Origin of the sequence: Frankia sp. R43 (assembly GCF_001306465.1) — a bacterium.
In the GTDB taxonomy this organism is placed as follows: Bacteria; Actinomycetota; Actinomycetes; order Frankiales; family Frankiaceae; genus Parafrankia; species Parafrankia irregularis.
The window spans coordinates 356,195-372,280 of the sequence record NZ_LFCW01000009.1 but is presented as its reverse complement, the minus strand read 5'-3'; the positions used below and the strand labels follow the sequence as shown (position 1 = coordinate 372,280).

Annotated in this window: 12 protein-coding genes; 7 read left to right on the top strand and 5 right to left on the bottom strand. The window is 67.0% G+C overall.

Going from position 1 to position 16,086, the window contains the following annotated elements; genetic code table 11:
* Window positions 1-65: 65 nt before the first annotated feature.
* Together ACG83_RS44745 and ACG83_RS33560 are read right to left on the bottom strand one after the other, a co-directional pair.
* Window positions 66-563 (bottom strand): hypothetical protein, encoded by a 498-nt coding sequence (locus ACG83_RS44745; protein ID WP_131831127.1) that lies wholly within the window; start codon window positions 561-563, stop codon window positions 66-68.
* A gap of 4 nt (window positions 564-567) precedes the next feature.
* Window positions 568-1,836: an amidohydrolase family protein gene (locus ACG83_RS33560; RefSeq protein WP_054570261.1), complete on the bottom strand. Its 1,269-nt coding sequence runs from the start codon at window positions 1,834-1,836 to the stop codon at window positions 568-570.
* Between the two features lie 273 nt (window positions 1,837-2,109).
* Here ACG83_RS33560 and ACG83_RS33555 point away from each other — a divergent pair, with 273 nt between their 5' ends.
* The gene (locus ACG83_RS33555; protein WP_083473803.1) at window positions 2,110-2,979 is read left to right on the top strand and encodes an IclR family transcriptional regulator; all 870 of its coding nucleotides are present in this window, start codon (window positions 2,110-2,112) and stop codon (window positions 2,977-2,979) included.
* 309 nt (window positions 2,980-3,288) lie between these two features.
* Here ACG83_RS33555 and ACG83_RS33550 read toward each other — a convergent pair whose 3' ends face one another.
* From ACG83_RS33550 to ACG83_RS33540, 3 genes are all read right to left on the bottom strand, one after another.
* Window positions 3,289-4,416, bottom strand: coding sequence for an acyl-CoA dehydrogenase family protein (locus ACG83_RS33550; RefSeq protein ID WP_054570259.1), 1,128 nt, complete (start codon window positions 4,414-4,416; stop codon window positions 3,289-3,291).
* The gene (locus ACG83_RS33545; RefSeq protein ID WP_054570258.1) at window positions 4,416-5,435 is read right to left on the bottom strand and encodes an acyl-CoA dehydrogenase family protein; all 1,020 of its coding nucleotides are present in this window, start codon (window positions 5,433-5,435) and stop codon (window positions 4,416-4,418) included. The genes ACG83_RS33550 and ACG83_RS33545 overlap by 1 nt, the downstream gene beginning before the upstream one ends.
* Window positions 5,436-5,685: 250 nt before the next feature.
* On the bottom strand, window positions 5,686-6,228 hold the full coding sequence (locus ACG83_RS33540) for a TetR/AcrR family transcriptional regulator (RefSeq protein WP_054570257.1): 543 nt from the start codon (window positions 6,226-6,228) through the stop codon (window positions 5,686-5,688).
* 434 nt (window positions 6,229-6,662) lie between these two features.
* On the opposite strand from ACG83_RS33540, the gene ACG83_RS33535 reads away from it, so the two are divergent.
* The 6 genes from ACG83_RS33535 (at window position 6,663) to ACG83_RS33510 (ending at window position 15,421) form a co-directional block, all read left to right on the top strand.
* A complete protein-coding gene (locus tag ACG83_RS33535; RefSeq protein ID WP_054570256.1) occupies window positions 6,663-7,373 on the top strand; it encodes an RraA family protein in 711 nt (236 codons plus the stop codon).
* Between the two features lie 298 nt (window positions 7,374-7,671).
* Entirely contained in the window at window positions 7,672-8,940 is a 1,269-nt protein-coding gene (locus ACG83_RS33530; protein ID WP_131831125.1) for an ABC transporter substrate-binding protein, read from the top strand.
* Window positions 8,941-9,014: 74 nt separating this feature from the next.
* Window positions 9,015-11,798, top strand: coding sequence for a branched-chain amino acid ABC transporter permease/ATP-binding protein (locus tag ACG83_RS33525; RefSeq protein ID WP_054570254.1), 2,784 nt, complete (start codon window positions 9,015-9,017; stop codon window positions 11,796-11,798).
* The gene (locus ACG83_RS33520) at window positions 11,795-12,583 is read left to right on the top strand and encodes an ABC transporter ATP-binding protein (RefSeq protein WP_054570253.1); all 789 of its coding nucleotides are present in this window, start codon (window positions 11,795-11,797) and stop codon (window positions 12,581-12,583) included. The genes ACG83_RS33525 and ACG83_RS33520 overlap by 4 nt, the downstream gene beginning before the upstream one ends.
* 157 nt (window positions 12,584-12,740) lie before the next feature.
* Window positions 12,741-13,856, top strand: coding sequence for an NDMA-dependent alcohol dehydrogenase (locus ACG83_RS33515; protein WP_054570252.1), 1,116 nt, complete (start codon window positions 12,741-12,743; stop codon window positions 13,854-13,856).
* 74 nt (window positions 13,857-13,930) lie between these two features.
* Window positions 13,931-15,421: an aldehyde dehydrogenase gene (locus ACG83_RS33510; RefSeq protein WP_054570251.1), complete on the top strand. Its 1,491-nt coding sequence runs from the start codon at window positions 13,931-13,933 to the stop codon at window positions 15,419-15,421.
* The last annotated feature ends 665 nt before the right edge of the window (window positions 15,422-16,086 follow it).

Sequence of the window (16,086 nt, the reverse complement as noted above, 5' to 3'; positions counted from 1 at the left end):
CGGATGACAGTCCTGTGGCCCAAAGGAAAGATCTGAACTGCCATCCACGCCATCGCGCAGGCCACTCATGCAGCTACTTCCGGTCTCACCTTCGCGTTGTTCAGGGAGCGAGCGAGTCGCGCAACGGCTGCGCATGTCTCGCCCAGTCGTGTCAGATCAACGAAATCTGCAAGGTATGCTCCGCCGGAGCGCCTGAGCATTTCCTGCGTGCGGTTCGCCAGGCAGCCGAGGGCCCAGTCCAGCATCGGGCCGTTTGGCCCCTCGTCGAAGGGCACCCAGACCTGAAAGTCATCCGTCGGGTGAATGTAATGATAGTGCGGCTCGTCCTCGAAACAGTCAAACCGAAGATATTCGCTTCCGGAAACGGAACCGCAGACGTGGATCGAGATTCCCCAGTCATCCACGTGAATGTCTGAAGGCCCATTCCCGTACGCCTGTCGAAGCACCTCGTCATCGAGATGGCGGCTCTCGACGCCGATTCGCAGCGGTCCCGCGTCAAACCAGGTTGTGTTCGCCTCTATCGGCGGGATCGGACGGCGGCGGACGCGATATCCGACACCCATGGCGCTAATGCTTCTTCACCTGGACGTCCGTGAGGTGGGGCTCGAGCTGCAACATCTCAATCGCGTTGCCACGGACGATCTTGAAGATCTCCGTCGGGTTCAGGCCTGCAAGCACCTTCTCCGCGTAGGTCTTCGTGTTCGGCCAGCTGGAATCCTGATGTGGGTAGTCGCACTCGAACGTGATCATGTCGATGCCGATGTCCTGCCTGGCCTTGATCCCGAACGCGTCCTCGAAGAAGCAGCCCCAGATGTGGCCGGGGACGTAGCTGCTGGGCGGCTGGGTGATCAGCGGGCTCCAGTCGTCATGATAGTTCTTCTTGTGCCAGAGGTTGTCGAGGCGCTCCCAGAGGAACGGCATCCAGCCGATCTGGCTCTCCGAGAAGGCGATCCTGAGATTGGGGAACCTCACGAGGTTGCCCGACAACAGCCAGTCGGCCATGGCAAACTGCGACGCCGTGGTCGTCAGTGCGATCGGCACGCACAACGGGGCATCGTCGGAGGTCATCTGTCCCTGTCCGGACGATCCGATGTGGATGCAGATCACCGTCCCGGTCTCGTTGCACGCGGTGAAGAACGGATCCCAGTATCCGTTGGCGTCGTGGATGCTAGGCAGGCCCTGAGCCGACGGAAGTTCGGTGAACACGACCGCGCGGACGCCGCGCTCCGCGTTCCGCCTTACCTCCATCGCGGCCAGCTCCGCGTCCCACAGCGGCACGATGCACAGCGGGATGAGTCGACCGCCGCTGTCCCCGCACCATTCATCGACCATCCAGTCGTTGTAGGCGCGAACACATGCCAGGCCGAGATCCTTGTCCTTGGCGTCGAGGAAACGCTGCCCGGCGAACCGTGGGTAGGTCGGGAAACACATCGACCGCTCTATGTGGTTGATGCTCATGTCCTCGAGGCGTTCCTTGACCGAGTAGAACCCGGGCCTCATCCGGTCGAAGCTGATCGGCCCCGGAACGACCTCCTCCGACGGCAGACCTGCCGCGGCGTTGCCGAGCAGGGTCGCCGAAATGTCGCCCTCGAAGAGCCACCAGTCTGTCTCCGGCCCCGTCGCAGCCGGCCGGAACGCGCTCCAGCCCGATCGTGCCGCTCGAGAGATCTCGCCCTCCGGGACCATCTCGTACGGCCCTCGGACGATCTTTGGACCTGCGTCCCGCCAACGGGCCGGCAGCCACCTCTGCCACAAATCCCGGGGCTCGACGACATGGTCATCAACCGAGATGATCGGCGGAATCTCGACTGCTGCGGAGTTCGTTGATTCAGCCATCCGTCGTCGTCTCCTTGCTGTCGACCCCAGGGATCCCCTGCCTGGCAGCGGGACCACAAGGGCATGCAGAAACTGTTGTTCTTGGTGCCGCACGCGGACAGGTCGAAGTCGATTATCGCCAATGCCCGTTCCGTTTCCAGCACGGCCCTCGTCGACTTTTTTGGCGAGCTTGAGAAGTAGGTTTCCCGCGCCGTCTGCTCAGCTAACAGGCTCTGGTTTGCAGCATGCTGGCAGCTTGCGTCGGAGTCAACAGCTGAAGTAGAGTTTCATATTATGACAATCTTATCGGCCCACCCGGAACCCGCCGAGCCCCTGGCGGCGGTTGTCGATCCCAGCTCTCTGGCCAGTCGGGGCGCAGCTACGACGATCCAGTCCGCCCGACGCGCGACGCGGCTGCTGGTCGCCGTTGCGATGAACGGAGGGCTGTCAGCTCGTGACGCTGCGGCGCAGTTCTCGCTCTCGCTCCCGACCGCGTACCACTTACTCAACTCGCTGGCCGTCGAGGGAATCCTCACGAAGGAAGGATCGCGGTACGTGCTCGGTCCAATGGCTGGGATTGTCGCCGACGGCATCAGGCGCGGAGCCCGCGGGCCGGAACGTTACATAGCGACGATGCGCGAGCTGGCGGAGTCAACCGGCGAGACCACGTATCTGAGTGCCTGGAAGGAGGGCGAGGTACGGATCCTGGAGGTGGTCGAAGGAAGCCATGTCATGCGCGTCTCAGGGCTCGTCGTGGGCTACTCGCAGAATCTGCACGCGCGCACGAGCGCTCGACTCCTGCTTGCGTTCGCGGATCCGCAGGTACAGGAGCGGCGACTCGACGGGCTGAAGCTGCGTCGGCTGACGCGGGCGACGATCACGAGCCGGTCCGAGTTGAACCGTGACCTCGAGCGGATCCGGCGGGACCGGGTCTCGGTGGGCAGGGACGAATATGTCGTCGGTCTGACCTGCGCCAGCGTGCCAATTCTGGAGAATGACGGAGTGGTGGCCGCGGTGACGTTGGCTGTACCCTCTTCGCGGTTCCAGGAAAATGGGTCCAAGTTGGTGGCGGCGCTGCGGCTTGCCGCCGCTGACGCCAGCGGCGACAAGCCGGTCCGAGCCACTCCTGGCCGGAACACGCTTACGCAGTCAGTTCCCGGATAAGTGCTGAAATGGGCCATGAAAACCGGCTCCGCACAGTTCACTGGAAACCGTGTCGGTGCGCCTTCAGATCATGACGCGCCGTGGTGACTGGGTGTCGCTCCCGTGCGCCGGGAATGTCCCGCCGGGCCGCGGGACGATCGGCCGTCTATGCGGGGACTGGCTCGTCCCGGTCACGCGGATCGCCGCAACGCTGGGGATTGCCTGGCACGGCGCACGAGGCGTTCGTCCGTCTCGGTGCAGCTTCGGCCACACCCAGCCCGCCCGCGACCACTGCTGAAACCGCCGATTGGCGTGGTGCGGGACGATCGCTCAACGCCGGGCGTCTGCTCGAGGCATCCCCAGTACCCGCTGGGCGAGCAGGTTGCGCTGGATCTGTGCGGACCCCCCGTAGACGCTCGTAGGCCGTGAGTGGAAGTACTCCCGGACCGCTCGGTCCGACTCGGCGCCGGTGACTGCCAGACCCCCCAGCGCGTCCAGCCAGGCGTGCCCGACCGCCTGCGCGGCGCGTGCCCACAGCAGCTTGGCCGCGGGCCCGGAGGGTCCCTCAGCCCGATCGGCCGCGCGAAGCGAGACCTGCCGAATGGAGTACAGGTGGAGAATCTGGACATCTATGTAGGCCCGTGAGAGCGTACGCCGGATCCGCTCGTGCCGGTCCAGCCCACTCGACGTGACGATCCGTTCGAGGTCCTCAAGACTGTTGAGCAGGTTGGGAACCACGCCGAGGTCGGCGGGACCACGCTCGAGTTGCAGCGCCCACATGGCGATGGGCCAACCGTCGCCCTGACTGCCCAGCAGGCAGTCGGCCGGTACCACGACGTCGTCCCAGAAGGTCTCGCAGGTGTCGGCTTCGCCATCGGCGGTCATGACCGGACGGACGGATACCCCGGGGCTCGTCATGTCGATGAGAAACGCGGAGATGCCCTGGTGCTTCGGGGCATCGGGCTCGGACCGGGCGAGCAGCAGGCACCAGTCGGCATCGCTCGCCCCGCTGGTCCACAGTTTTTGCCCGTTGACGACCCACGCGTCGCCGTTCCAGCGGCCAGAGGTGGTGAGGGCCGCGAGATCCGACCCCGCGCCCGGCTCGCTGAAGCCCTGGCACCACTGGATGTCGCCGCGCAGCGTGGGTAGGAGAAAGCGGTCCCGCTGCTGCTCTGTGCCGAACTCGAGAATCGCGCGGCACAGATAGTTGACGTTGGGCGGTATGGCCTGGGCGCCGGCCCGGGCCACCTCCTCGTTGAGGATCACGTCGTAGACCGGCGAGAGACCCTTGCCGCCCTGTTCCTCGGGCCAGGTCTGCGCTATGTATCCCGCCTCGTACAGCGCATGCTGCCACTCACGGCTGCTCGGTGCCGCGTCGTGGTTCGCGACGAAGGCGCGCAGCCAGTCGGCCAAGGCGCGCCGGTACTCCGCTTCGGCCGGCGTGTCACGGAAGTCCACTAGCGCTGCCTCACCCTCGCGTCGTAGACGTGGTCGAGATGGCCATCGGCGTCGCCCAGCAGGGAGCTTCCGGCGATCACACGCCGCGTGTACAGGTGGGCCGGGTGCTCCCACGTCTGGCCGACGCCACCGAGAACCTGCATGACGATCTCTGTCACCTCTCGACCCGTGTGTCCGAGCCACGCCTTGGCGGTCGACGCGGCCAGTCGCGCGTCCGGGGCGTCGAGTTCGTCGGCGGCCCAGGCGGCGTAGCTGATCGCGGCATCGGTCGCCTCGCAGACGACCACCGCGTCAGCGCACATGTGCTGGATGGCCTGGAAGGAACCGATGGGCGCGCCGAACGCGACACGTGTCTTTGAGTATTCGATCGCCCCGTCGACCGCCGCGCGCATCGAACCGAGGGCGTCGGCGCAGACCAGGGAGATGGCCAGCGACATCCAACGGTCGTGGTCCGAGGCACTGATGCGCCCACTCCGCTCGATCGCTCCGTCGGGGGGCAGCGATTCGAGCGGGAAGAGCATGTCACCGGTCGAACCGTGGCGCTCGACCGGTGACAGGGTGACTCTCGCCAAAGTCCCGGGCGAACCGATGCACAGCCCGACCTCCCCGTCTCCCCAGCGGACCGCGCCCTCGAGGTCGTCGGCAGTCGCCAGGCCTCCGAGGTCGCGGCGCAGCAGTACGGCTGCTGTCACGTCACCGGCGGCGACCGCTTCGGCGAGCTCGCCTGCTTCACCACCCAGCAGCAGCAGCTCGGTCGCCAGAAGCGCCGGGACGAACGGAGCGGGGCACAGCATCTCGCCCAGGCCGCGGGCGACGATCATCGCGTCCACCCCGCTGCCCAGCGGTGCGTCGTCCGAGCGGAGGCGCAGGCCGAGCAGGCCCGCCTCCACCAGCGAGTCCCAGGCACGCCGGTGGTCGAAGTCGTCGAGATCTCTTGGCCCCGACACTCCGAGGACGGGGCGCATGGACCTGATGGTCATGGCGAGCAGCTCCTGCTCCTTGTTCAGCAGCGCAAGCACCGGACAACCATCCCTCTCCATACTGAACGAAATTCAGTGTCATCTCGGCCACCGCCCAAAGCGGCGGACCCGCATCAACACCGCCGCCCGTCGCGATGACGTCTGCCAGCGCGCCGGTTCGAAGACCGCCCAGCCACCAGCGGATCGAGCGCGCCATGGACATGCCGGGCGAGCGGTCCGGTGTGGCACTGTCCGGCCGACACAGCCGCGGCGACAGGCAGGCCGCTCGCGGACCGTCGCCAACCATCTTCTACAGGAGTGCCAGCATGCTGGAGAACAGCTTCAGCGCGTCGTCTATCAGGCGCTTGCCTTCTGCGTCGCTGCGGCAGTGAGGGAATTCGAGGCAGAGCGATTTCAGTGCGCCGGCCAACATCACCGTGGCGGCGTTCACCAACTGGGGATCGTACTCCGACAACAGCGCCCGGTTCTGCCGAGCCCACTGACGGTCGGCCTCGGCCAGGATCCCGTCGAAACCGGGAGGCGCGTCGGTGCCGAGCACCACCATCGGCTCGAAGTCCCGCGCCAGCCACGCTCCCTGAAGGTAGGACTCGACTCCCGCCAGGAGCAGTTCCTTGCCGGTGGCATCGGCCTTGCGCGCCGCGGCCACCGCCGATCGCGTATGTTCTTCCTGGGCGCGCTGGTATTCAGCCCACAGCGCGAGGAATATCTGCTTCTTGCTCCCGAAGTGATGATAGAGGCCGCCGACGCTGATGCCGGAGCGCTCGGCGATGTCGATGATGGACGTCGCCGCGTATCCTTTTTCGGCGAACAGCTGGCGCGCCGAATCGAGCATCGCCTGCTTCGACTGGGCGCTCCGCTCCTCGTTCGTCCGACCCTTTTCCTGCCTCCTTGCCTTTGGTGGACGCGAGGAACGCCCGGCTCCGTTGGGCACAAATAGATCCACCTTTCTTCCGGGGGAACTCGACGAGGAGTGGTCTGCCGGTCGGAGCGCGGCGAAACCGGTCCGCCGAGACTACCGAACGCGGTTCGGTCGCGCAAGGAGCTGGTGCTCGTGGTCACGTCCGGGCAGCGGCGCCTCTTGACGGGCGCCTGTCGCGGGGCTACCTTCCGAACCGCGTTCGGTTTTTGGGGCCGCCCGCCCGGATCAGGAACGGATGGGGGCGCGGTCCGGTCGTAGTCCATGCGCCCGCTCGACGACCAGGCGTCCTTCACAGCCGGAGACAACGACGAGGCAGGACCCACCGTGCACACATCGGAATGGCTGACATGACTGTGGGAATTCCAGACCGAGAGGCTGTCGAGGCACTTCTGGCGTTCAGCACGCCGTCAGTGCTGAACGGACTCAAGCGACTGGGTAAGCACCCGTCCGAGCTGGAGAGCCTCGACCGCAACGTGGTCCGCTGCATCTCGCCGGGGCTCGGCCGACGAGTCGGTTTCGCTGCCACCCGGAAGGTATGGACCGGCCGAGACAACCCCGAGTCGAGCGGCCTGACGGCCTTGGATATTCCCGGGGCTCACGACGATCACATCCTCGCGGTACCCGGGCCGCGTATCCTCGTCGCCGAGAACGTCGGTGACTGGCGGGGCCGTGTCTGTATCTGGGGAGAAGTCGCAGCCAATCTCTACAAGGCGCTCGACTGTACCGCGGGCATCACCAACGGCCCGGTGCGTGACATCGACGAAATGCAGGAGGTAGGGTTCCAGACCTACGCTGGCGGCGTCGACGTCGGCGGAGGCTTCGTGAAGGTCCTCGAGACCGGGCAACCCGTCGAGATCGGCGGTGTCGCTGTCGCGACCGGAGACCTGCTACACGGTGACGGCCACGGTGTCGTGAAGGTCCCGCTGGAACTGGTCGAGGCGCTGCCTGACGCGATACGCGGACATGAGGCGAAAGAGCGCAATGTGATCGACCTGTGTCGCTCGTCCGCCTTCTCGCTGCCCGGCTACGCCGCGGCATGGACCGCCAGGTCATATTGAACCGATCTGAACCGGGGAACCGGCGGCGACGGCTTGTACTGGCGCGCCTAGTCGAACGTGTCGGTGTCGGTGCAACAGCCCCACCCGCCACGTGGCGGGTGATGGAGCCGGAGCCGGCCAGCTGCCGGTGCCGACCGCTCGGCCCAGCCTGATCGGGCGCCGGGAACGAGTGCAGCCAGGCAGGACCGTGCTGCGGCCGCCGGCCGTCACCACACGGCGCGGGCCGGACCGCCTGCGGGCAGCCGGCGCGCCCCGCTCAACGATCTACCACACGTCGAGGAACCAGGAGTTGACTTCCATGCCCCAAGACCGCCGTGCCACCACAGACTCCGCGCGCCCCTGGCGGCGGGCGGGCCGTTCCCGCCTCGGCCTTCCCTTACTCGCGGCTGCCGTGTTAGCGGCGGCTTGCTCGTCTTCCGACGGCTCGTCGTCCGCAGGGTCAGGGGGATCGGACACGCCCTTCGTCATCGGCAACATCACGTCCGCGACCGGCACCTACGCGAGCTCGATCGGCGGCGCGGCCCCCCTCGTCGACGCGTGGGCGCAGTGGACCAACGCTCATGGCGGCATCAACGGCCACCCCGTGAAGATCATTGCCAAGGACGACGGCGGCATCCCGTCGAAGGGCATAGCGGCCGCCAAGGCGCTCATGTCCGACAAGGTGACAGCGATCGTCGGCCCGGTCAGCAACACCGTGGCCAGCTGGCACAAGCTCGTGACCGCCGCCGGGATCCCGGTGATCGGCGGGCAGACGAACGGCGCGGGCCTGTACCAGACCGAGCCGCTGCTGTTTCCGACCGGCGCGACCGACCCGGCCGGCGTGGTGAGCCTCGCGGCCTCCCAGGGCCGCAAGAAGTTCGGCGTCATGTACTGCACCGAGGCTCCGGCCTGCGCCTCCCAGACGGAGGTGCTGACCAAGGCGACCGCGAAGTACTCGGCGGCGCTGAACGGGATCTCCATCGCGTACACCGGAACGGTGGCGTCCTCCGCGCCGAACTACACCGCGCAGTGCCTCGCGGCAAAGCAGGCCGGGGTCGACGCCCTCTACGTCGCGAACTCCGCGTCGGTGACCGTTCGCATCCTGAAGGACTGCGCAAGCCAGGGATTCAAGCCGACGGTCGTCGGCTACGGGCCGTCCGCGGACGACAGCTGGCTGACCGAGCCGGCCCTGGACGGCGCCCTCGTCGAAGAGCAGAACTTCCCCTGGTTCGGCACGGAGACCGAGGTCGAGAAGACCCTCCAGGCCGCTATCGCCCAGTACGCCCCGGATCTGTCGAAGTCCCAGACCTTCAACGCGAACATCTCCCAGACCTGGGCCTCGCTCGAGGTGTACAAGGCGATCGCCGAGCAGGGCAAGCTGACTCCGAGCTCCACCTCCAAGGATCTGGTCGACGCGATCCACGCGCTGCCCAAGGGCTGGATGGTCGACGGTGTGACCCCGCCACTGACGTTCGGCGCCGCCGGCAGCCCCAACCCGCCGATCAGCTGCTACTTCACGGCCAAGGTCCACAACGGCGCGTGGGTCGAGCCGAATCCCGGCAAGTACGACTGCCTGCCCACCGGCTGACCACCAGGGGCGGCCTGGTCATCCCATGCCGCCCTCCGCCGGTTTCCCGTCCACAGCCGTAGTTGGGGGTCCGCATGCGCGACCTGCTGCCATTTGTCATCCTTGGCCTGACGAGCGGGTCGGCCTACGGCCTCGCGGGCGTCGGGTTGGTTCTCACCTACAAGACCTCGGGTGTGTTCAACTTCGCCTTCGGGGCCCTGGGCACGCTCGCGGCCTACGTCTTCTACAGCCTCAACGTCTCGCACGGCCTGCCCTGGCCCGTAGCGGCGCTGCTGTCGACCGTCGTGCTGGGCACCGTGCTCGGCTACGTGTTCGAACTGTTCGCGCGGCACCTCTCACGTGCCGCCCTGGCGGTACGGATCGTCGCGATGCTGGGCATCGTGCTCGTCATCGAAGGCGCCTTCCTGCTGGCCCACGGCACCGAGTCTCAGACCTTCCCGACCTTCCTGCCGGACAACCGCTTCAAGGTCTTCGACGCGTACGTCAGCGCAAGCCAGTTGATCATCATGGGCCTTGCGCTGGTCCTGACGCTGGCGCTCTACGTCTTCCTTCATCGCACTCGGCTGGGCATGGCCATGCGGGCGGTCGTCGACGACCCGGCCCTGCTCGACCTGGCCGGAACCCGTCCCACAACGGTTCGCCGGATCGCCTGGATGATCGGCACCGTCTGCGCGCTCATGTCAGGAATCCTGCTCGCGCAGAGCACCAACCTCGACCCGGTGACGCTGACCGCGCTGGTCGCCCAGGCCTTCGCCGCCGCGGCCCTCGGCGCGTTCGCCAGTCTTCCGCTCGCCTACGCCGGCGGGCTCGCCGTCGGTGTTCTGTCGGCGATCCTGACCAGGTACGCCTCGTCCAGCGAATACCTCGCCGGCCTGCCGGCCAGCCTGCCGTTCGTGGTGCTGTTCGGAGTCCTGGTGGTGCTTCCCCGGCGGCGCCTCGCCACCCGCCTGCAAAGCATCCCGCTGCCGCGCGCGGCCTGGACCGCCCCGCTGCGCACGCAGATCTTCTTCTGTCTGATCGCCCTGGCCGCCCTGGCGTTCGTGCCGCAGTTCAGCGGCGACCACATCGGCCAGTGGGCTGGCTTCCTCGCGATAGCGATCATGTTCCTGTCGCTCGGATTGCTGGTCAGAACGTCCGGGCAGGTCTCCCTGTGCCACGCGGGATTCGGGGCGATCGGGGCGGTCGCCTTCTCGAAGCTGGCGACCGAGGCTCACCTGCCGTGGTTGCTGGCGCTACTCGTCGCCGGGCTCGTGGTGGTCCCCATTGGCGCCGTCATCGCCATCCCGGCGATTCGCCTGTCCGGCCTGTACCTGGCGCTTGCCACCTTCGGCTTCGGCCTGCTGCTGCAGAACATGTTCTACAACACCAGTCTGATGTTCGGCCTCAACGGCTACGGGGTGCCCATGCCCCGGCCGCATCTGTCCTGGCTGGACCTGGAGTCCGACACCGGCTTCTACTACGTGGTTCTGGCGGTCCTCGCCGTCGCCACAGCCGTTGTCATCGCGCTCACCCGCACCCGGCTCGGCCGGCTGCTGAACGCGCTCGGTGACTCGCCGACAGCACTGTCCATGGGCGGGACCAGCGTGCCCACCACCCAGGTACTCGTCTTCTGCATTTCGGCGTTCCTTGCCGGCATCTCGGGGGCGCTGCTCGGCGTCAGCCTGATCCAGGTTGACCCGACCTCCTTCAACCCGACGCTGTCCCTGACCTACCTCGCGCTGATCGTGCTGGCCGTCGGCGGGGCGCCATGGTACGCGCTCGTGCAGGCGGCGGGCCTCATGCTGATCCCCGCCTACGTCACCTCGGGGTCCGTGGGCTACTGGCTGCAGATCGTCTTCGGCCTGTTCGCCGTCCTGCTCGCCTTCGCGCCGCAGACGCGGCACGTGCCGGGATGGGTGCGGTTCAGCGCGGCGGGCGTCGCCCGGCTTCTCGGCGAGCGCGGCACAGGGCCGGTGCCCGCGGCGCCCGACGCCACGCCGGATCCGAATGAGACGGATCTTCCCAGCCCGCCCGGCGCTGCGGGGCGCCCGGTCGGCGAGGGACTACGCGTCGACAGCCTCCGGGTGCGGTTCGGCGGGCTGGTCGCCGTGGACCACCTCGCCCTGGCCGCACCCGCCGGTCAGATCACCGGCCTGATCGGGCCCAACGGCGCGGGCAAGACCAGCACCTTCGACGCCATCTGCGGGCTGAATCCCGCGGCCCAGGGCCGGGTCCACCTGCACGGCCGAGACATCTCCGGTGCCTCCCCGCCGGCGCGGGCGGCGGCCGGCCTGGGCAGGACGTTCCAGCAGATGCAGCTCTACGATTCCCTCACCGTCCTGGAGAACGTCCGGCTCGGTCGCGAGGCAGCGCTCGCCGGCCGCGGACCGCTGAACCAGATCTTCGCCGGCCGCAGCCGGCACCTCATCGACCGGGCGGCGCGGGAGGCGCTGCATCTGTGCGGCATCGCTGATCTCAGCGATCGCGTGGTGGGCAGTCTGTCCACCGGACAACGCCGCCTCACCGAGCTGGCCCGCTGCCTCGCCGGACCGTTCGACCTGATGCTGCTCGACGAACCGTCCTCTGGCCTGGACGCCCACGAGACAAAGGCGTTCGGCGCGCTCCTGCGGCGTGTCGTCGCCACGCGCGGCGTCGGCATTCTGCTCGTGGAGCACGACATGTCGCTGGTGATGGATCTTTGCGACCGCATCTTCGTCCTCGACTTCGGCAAGCCGCTGTTCGCGGGAAGCCCGGCCGAGGTCACCGCGTCGGACCTGGTCAGGTCCGCCTATCTCGGGACAGGGGGACCGATGGACGGCACCGACCGGGCCGACGCCTCGTCCGGTAGCGACAGCCACGTCAAGGTCGAGGCGCGGTGACCGCCGCTCCCGCTCCTGTGAACGAGCCCGCGCAGCCTGTCCTGACCGTCCGTGGCCTGACCGCGGGCTACGGGGGCGTCACCGTGCTGCGCGGGGTGGACCTCGTCGTGCGGCGGGGCGAGGTCGTCGCCCTGGTCGGGGCGAACGGCGCGGGCAAGACCACGCTGCTACGCGCGATCAGCGGAACGGTCCCGGCGACCGGCGGGACAGTCCACCTCGGCGAGGACGACGTCACCCGGCTGTCGCCCGCCGAGCGCGCCCGGCGTGGGCTGTGCCTGATCCCCGAGGGGCGCGGCATCTTCCGCGCGCTCACCGTCGAGGAGAACCTGCGGCTGAGCACCCCGCCCTGGATCCGGCCCGCGAGCCCCGATGCCGCCTACGAGGCGTTCCCACTGCTTGCCGACCGACGGCGGCAGGTCGCCGGCACCATGTCCGGCGGCCAGCAGCAGATGCTGGCGCTGTCCCGGGCGATCCTCTCGCAGGCATCGGTGGTGCTGCTCGACGAGGTGTCCATGGGGCTGGCGCCGCTGATCGTGGATGTCATCTTCGCCGCGCTCGCCGCGCTGGCCGCCGAGGGCCGGTCCCTGCTTATCGTCGAGCAGTACGTGCAGCGCGCACTCGCGATGGCTGACTCAGTCCACCTGATGCGCAAGGGCACCGTCACACATGCCGGCCATCCCTCGACGTTGGACGAGACGCGGCTGGTCGCGGAGTACCTCGGCCAGGGAATGCATGCCGGCCAGTCAGTCGACGAACGTGCCGGCCAAGCCGCTGTCGGCGAATAGGCGCTGTCACCAGCCCGTACCTGTAGACCGCGCCAACACATCGGCACGATCAGGAGCGGACCACGGCCAGTGCACACCACCAAGATTCAGGACAGTTTCTCGGTGTCTATAGCGATAAGTCACGCTATGGCGGTAGCGGAAGAGGTGAGGGGTTCGTATGCAGACACAGGCAGCGGTTCTCTGGGGCGTCGGTGAGCCGTGGAAGATCGAAGACGTGACGCTGGATGAGCCGCGACGCAACGAGATCCGTGTCCGCCTCGCCGCCAGCGGCCTTTGCCACACCGATGAGCATCTCGTGACCGGCGACATTCCCGGTGTTCCCTATCCGATCGTCGGCGGCCACGAGGGTGCAGGCGTCGTCGACGCGGTCGGGCCCGGAGTCGACCAGCTGACGGAAGGGGATCATGTCGTCCTGACATTCATCCCAGCCTGTGGCGTCTGCGCGTTCTGTGTGTCAGGACACCAGAATCTGTGCGACAACGGCGCTCACATTATGACGGGCCGGGCGCTGTCCGACGGCGGATACCGGGTCCATGTCGGGGACCAGGACGTGTCGACGTACACCTCGTTGGGGACGTTCAGTCCGTACGTCGTAGTCAACCAACTTGCGGCGATCAAGATCGACGATGATATCCCGCTGGACAGGGCCGCTTTAGTCGGCTGCGGCGTGACAACTGGATGGGGAACCGCCGTTAACGCCGCGGACGTCCGCCTCGGACAGACGGTGGTCGTGATCGGTTGCGGCGGCCTCGGTATATCGGCTGTACAAGGCGCTCGCGCGGCCGGCGCCACCGAAATCGTGGTGATCGACCCAGTCGAGTTCAAGCGGACCCAGGCACTGCAGTTCGGCGCGACCCACGCGACCGAGAACATCGCGAATGCCGCGGCCTATCTCGTCGGCAGGACGAGAGGAGTCATGGCCGATGCCGTCATGATCACGTCCTCCCTCGCCGCGGGCGAGATGATCGGTCCGGCGATGGGCCTCGCCGCGAAACGGGGCCGGGTCGTCGTGACGTCAACCGCCCCGCGCGGGCAGGAAACCGTGACAATGAGCCTCGCGGAGCTCACCTTCTGGGAAAAGCAGGTTCGGGGGTGCCTGTGGGGCTCGGCCAATCCCCGAACGGCGATCCCGGAGCTCCTCGACCTCTATCGACGCGGCGTCCTCAAGCTCGACGAGATGATCACTCGTACGTACCGGCTCGACCAGATCAACGACGGATACGACGACTTGCGCAACGGCCGCAACATCCGCGGAGTCGTCCTTTTCGACTGACCGTGCTCCAACACCTCGGAACAGCTCCGGCCCGCAGGAGAACGACCGATCAACAGTCAGACAGGGAGAGTCAGATGGCCGTGCGGCAACGGACCGAAGTGCTCAAGATCTTGCCCGAGCCCGCCCTGATCATCGGCGGCGAGCACGTCACGACTGCGAGCGGTGGGGTCATGGCGCGCCGGGACCCGACAACGGGTGAGGTACTTGCCGAGTTCCCGATCGCCGGCGCTGCCGAGGTCGACGCGGCCGCGCGCGCTGCGGCGGCCGCCGCACGTGCATGGCGGCACACTCCCGCCGACCGGCGGCGCGGCCTGTTGTGGCGAGTGGCCGAGCTGCTCCGTCGCGACGCGGACGAACTGCGCATCGTGACCGCGCTGGAAACGGGCACACCGGTATCGGCCAGCCCGCTGGACATGGCGATTGACAACTTCGAGTTCTATGCCGGGTACAGCGACAAGTTTGCCGGCGAGCTGGTGTCGAGCTATCCGGCCCGCGCGCTGGACTACGTCCAGTACGTTCCGTACGGAGTCGTGGCGACGCTGGTGTCGTGGAACGGGCCGGTCATCAACGCATCGATGAAGATCGCGGCCGCGCTGGCAGCCGGCAACTGCGTCCTCATCAAGAGCCCAGAGCGAGGCCCGTTTGCGCTTATCCGGTTCGTCGAGCTGCTTCACGAAGCCGGCATTCCCGAAGGCGTGGTGAACCTGCTTTCTGGTGACGCATCCACGGCGGAGCACATCATCCGACACGACCTGGTGCGTAAGGTGTCGTTGACCGGTGGACCCGCTGTGGCCCGAAAGGTCATGGCGGTGGCCGCGGAATCGTTGACGCCGGTCGTCCTCGAACTTGGCGGCAAGTCAGCCAACATCATCTTCGCCGATGCCGATCTTGACAACGCGACGACGATGTCGGCGATGATGGGAGCGGTCATGGCCGCCGGTCAGGGCTGCCTGTTCCCGACGCGCCTCCTCGTTCAGGACAGTGTCTACGAGGAGGTCGTTGACCGAGTCACCGCGATCGCCGAGTCACCGACGATCGGCGATCCGCTGGACCCTGCGGTGCTGATGGGGCCAGTCATCGACGAGGCTGCGGTCCGCCGCATTCTCGACTATGTCGATGAAGCCCGTTCGGCAGCTCGCCTGGTCGTCGGCGGTGAACGGCTGCTCGGACCCCTGGAGAACGGCTGCTTCATTCGCCCAACGGTCTTCGCCGACGTCGACAATCGCAGCCGCCTCGCCCGCGAAGAGGTGTTCGGCCCCGTTCTCGCCATCACGCCGTTCTCGGACGAGCGGGACGCGATTGACAAGGCTAATGACTCGGACTTCGGGCTCGCCGCCTATGTGCACACCAACAACGTCGTTCGCGCTCACCGCGTCGCAGAGGAGCTCGAGGCGGGCTACGTGTCGATCAACGCATTCCCGCAGATGACGGCGTCCGCACCGTTCGGCGGAACCAAGCACAGCGGCTTCGGCCGGGAAGGTGGCCGAGCGGGCATCGAAGAGTTCGTGCATCACAAGAACGTTTTTCTGCCACTTACGACAGCGGACGAAACAGCCGCATCGTAGATGTCCGGGGCCACCTCGTGCGATGCCTCTCCTAATTCCCAGGCAGGTGGATTCCGCCCGACCCGCCGCTGTTGACGGTCGAAGCACACGCCGCCTTGGCGCAGGCGCCCGTTCTGACCGGGATTCGTTGGCCAAGCAACCCGCGACGTCGATTTCCACGGGAGTCTTGGCGTCCGTCAAATCCCCGGCGCATCGCCTGGCTATGGGGACACGGTCGGCCCTGGCGCTGTGGTGGTGGAACTGGGCGCGGTCGGCGAGATCCGTACCAGGATTCGTGAGACGTCGAGGACGACCTGCACACCCTCGCCGCCGGCGACCGCGCCCAGATCGAGGAAGCGACCCAGGTCGTCCGGCGAAGCCGCCGTAACTACCTCGACCTGCTGCAACAGGCCAAGGGCGAAGGTCTCCCCCCTCCACCCGAAACGCGGCGCCTCGTGGCACAAACCAATCTTGAAGCAATCCCGATGCGCCGCAGCCTCACCTACGTTCGGGTCAGCATTTAGTACGAAATCGGCCGCCCTGGCGTAACCCGCGGGTCAAAACATTTCGGATCTTTTCGGGCAAATCAGCGTCAGGGGGGTCTGGTGCAAGTTGGCCATAAAGGCTATCATTGTCAAATTTCAGGTCTCAAATGGCTGAAAGACGGTCATCGGCGCACGCGCTGG

What these genes read in the sequence shown, in the direction of transcription:
- ACG83_RS44745 (WP_131831127.1), bottom strand. Translation starts at nt 563, where the DNA reads ATGGGTGTCGGATATCGCGTCCGCCGCCGTCCGATCCCGCCGATAGAG.
- ACG83_RS33560 (WP_054570261.1), bottom strand. Translation starts at nt 1,836, where the DNA reads ATGGCTGAATCAACGAACTCCGCAGCAGTCGAGATTCCGCCGATCATC.
- ACG83_RS33555 (WP_083473803.1), top strand. Translation starts at nt 2,110, where the DNA reads ATGACAATCTTATCGGCCCACCCGGAACCCGCCGAGCCCCTGGCGGCG.
- ACG83_RS33540 (WP_054570257.1), bottom strand. Translation starts at nt 6,228, where the DNA reads ATGCTCGATTCGGCGCGCCAGCTGTTCGCCGAAAAAGGATACGCGGCG.
- ACG83_RS33535 (WP_054570256.1), top strand. Translation starts at nt 6,663, where the DNA reads ATGACTGTGGGAATTCCAGACCGAGAGGCTGTCGAGGCACTTCTGGCG.
- ACG83_RS33530 (WP_131831125.1), top strand. Translation starts at nt 7,672, where the DNA reads ATGCCCCAAGACCGCCGTGCCACCACAGACTCCGCGCGCCCCTGGCGG.
- ACG83_RS33525 (WP_054570254.1), top strand. Translation starts at nt 9,015, where the DNA reads ATGCGCGACCTGCTGCCATTTGTCATCCTTGGCCTGACGAGCGGGTCG.
- ACG83_RS33515 (WP_054570252.1), top strand. Translation starts at nt 12,741, where the DNA reads ATGCAGACACAGGCAGCGGTTCTCTGGGGCGTCGGTGAGCCGTGGAAG.
- ACG83_RS33510 (WP_054570251.1), top strand. Translation starts at nt 13,931, where the DNA reads ATGGCCGTGCGGCAACGGACCGAAGTGCTCAAGATCTTGCCCGAGCCC.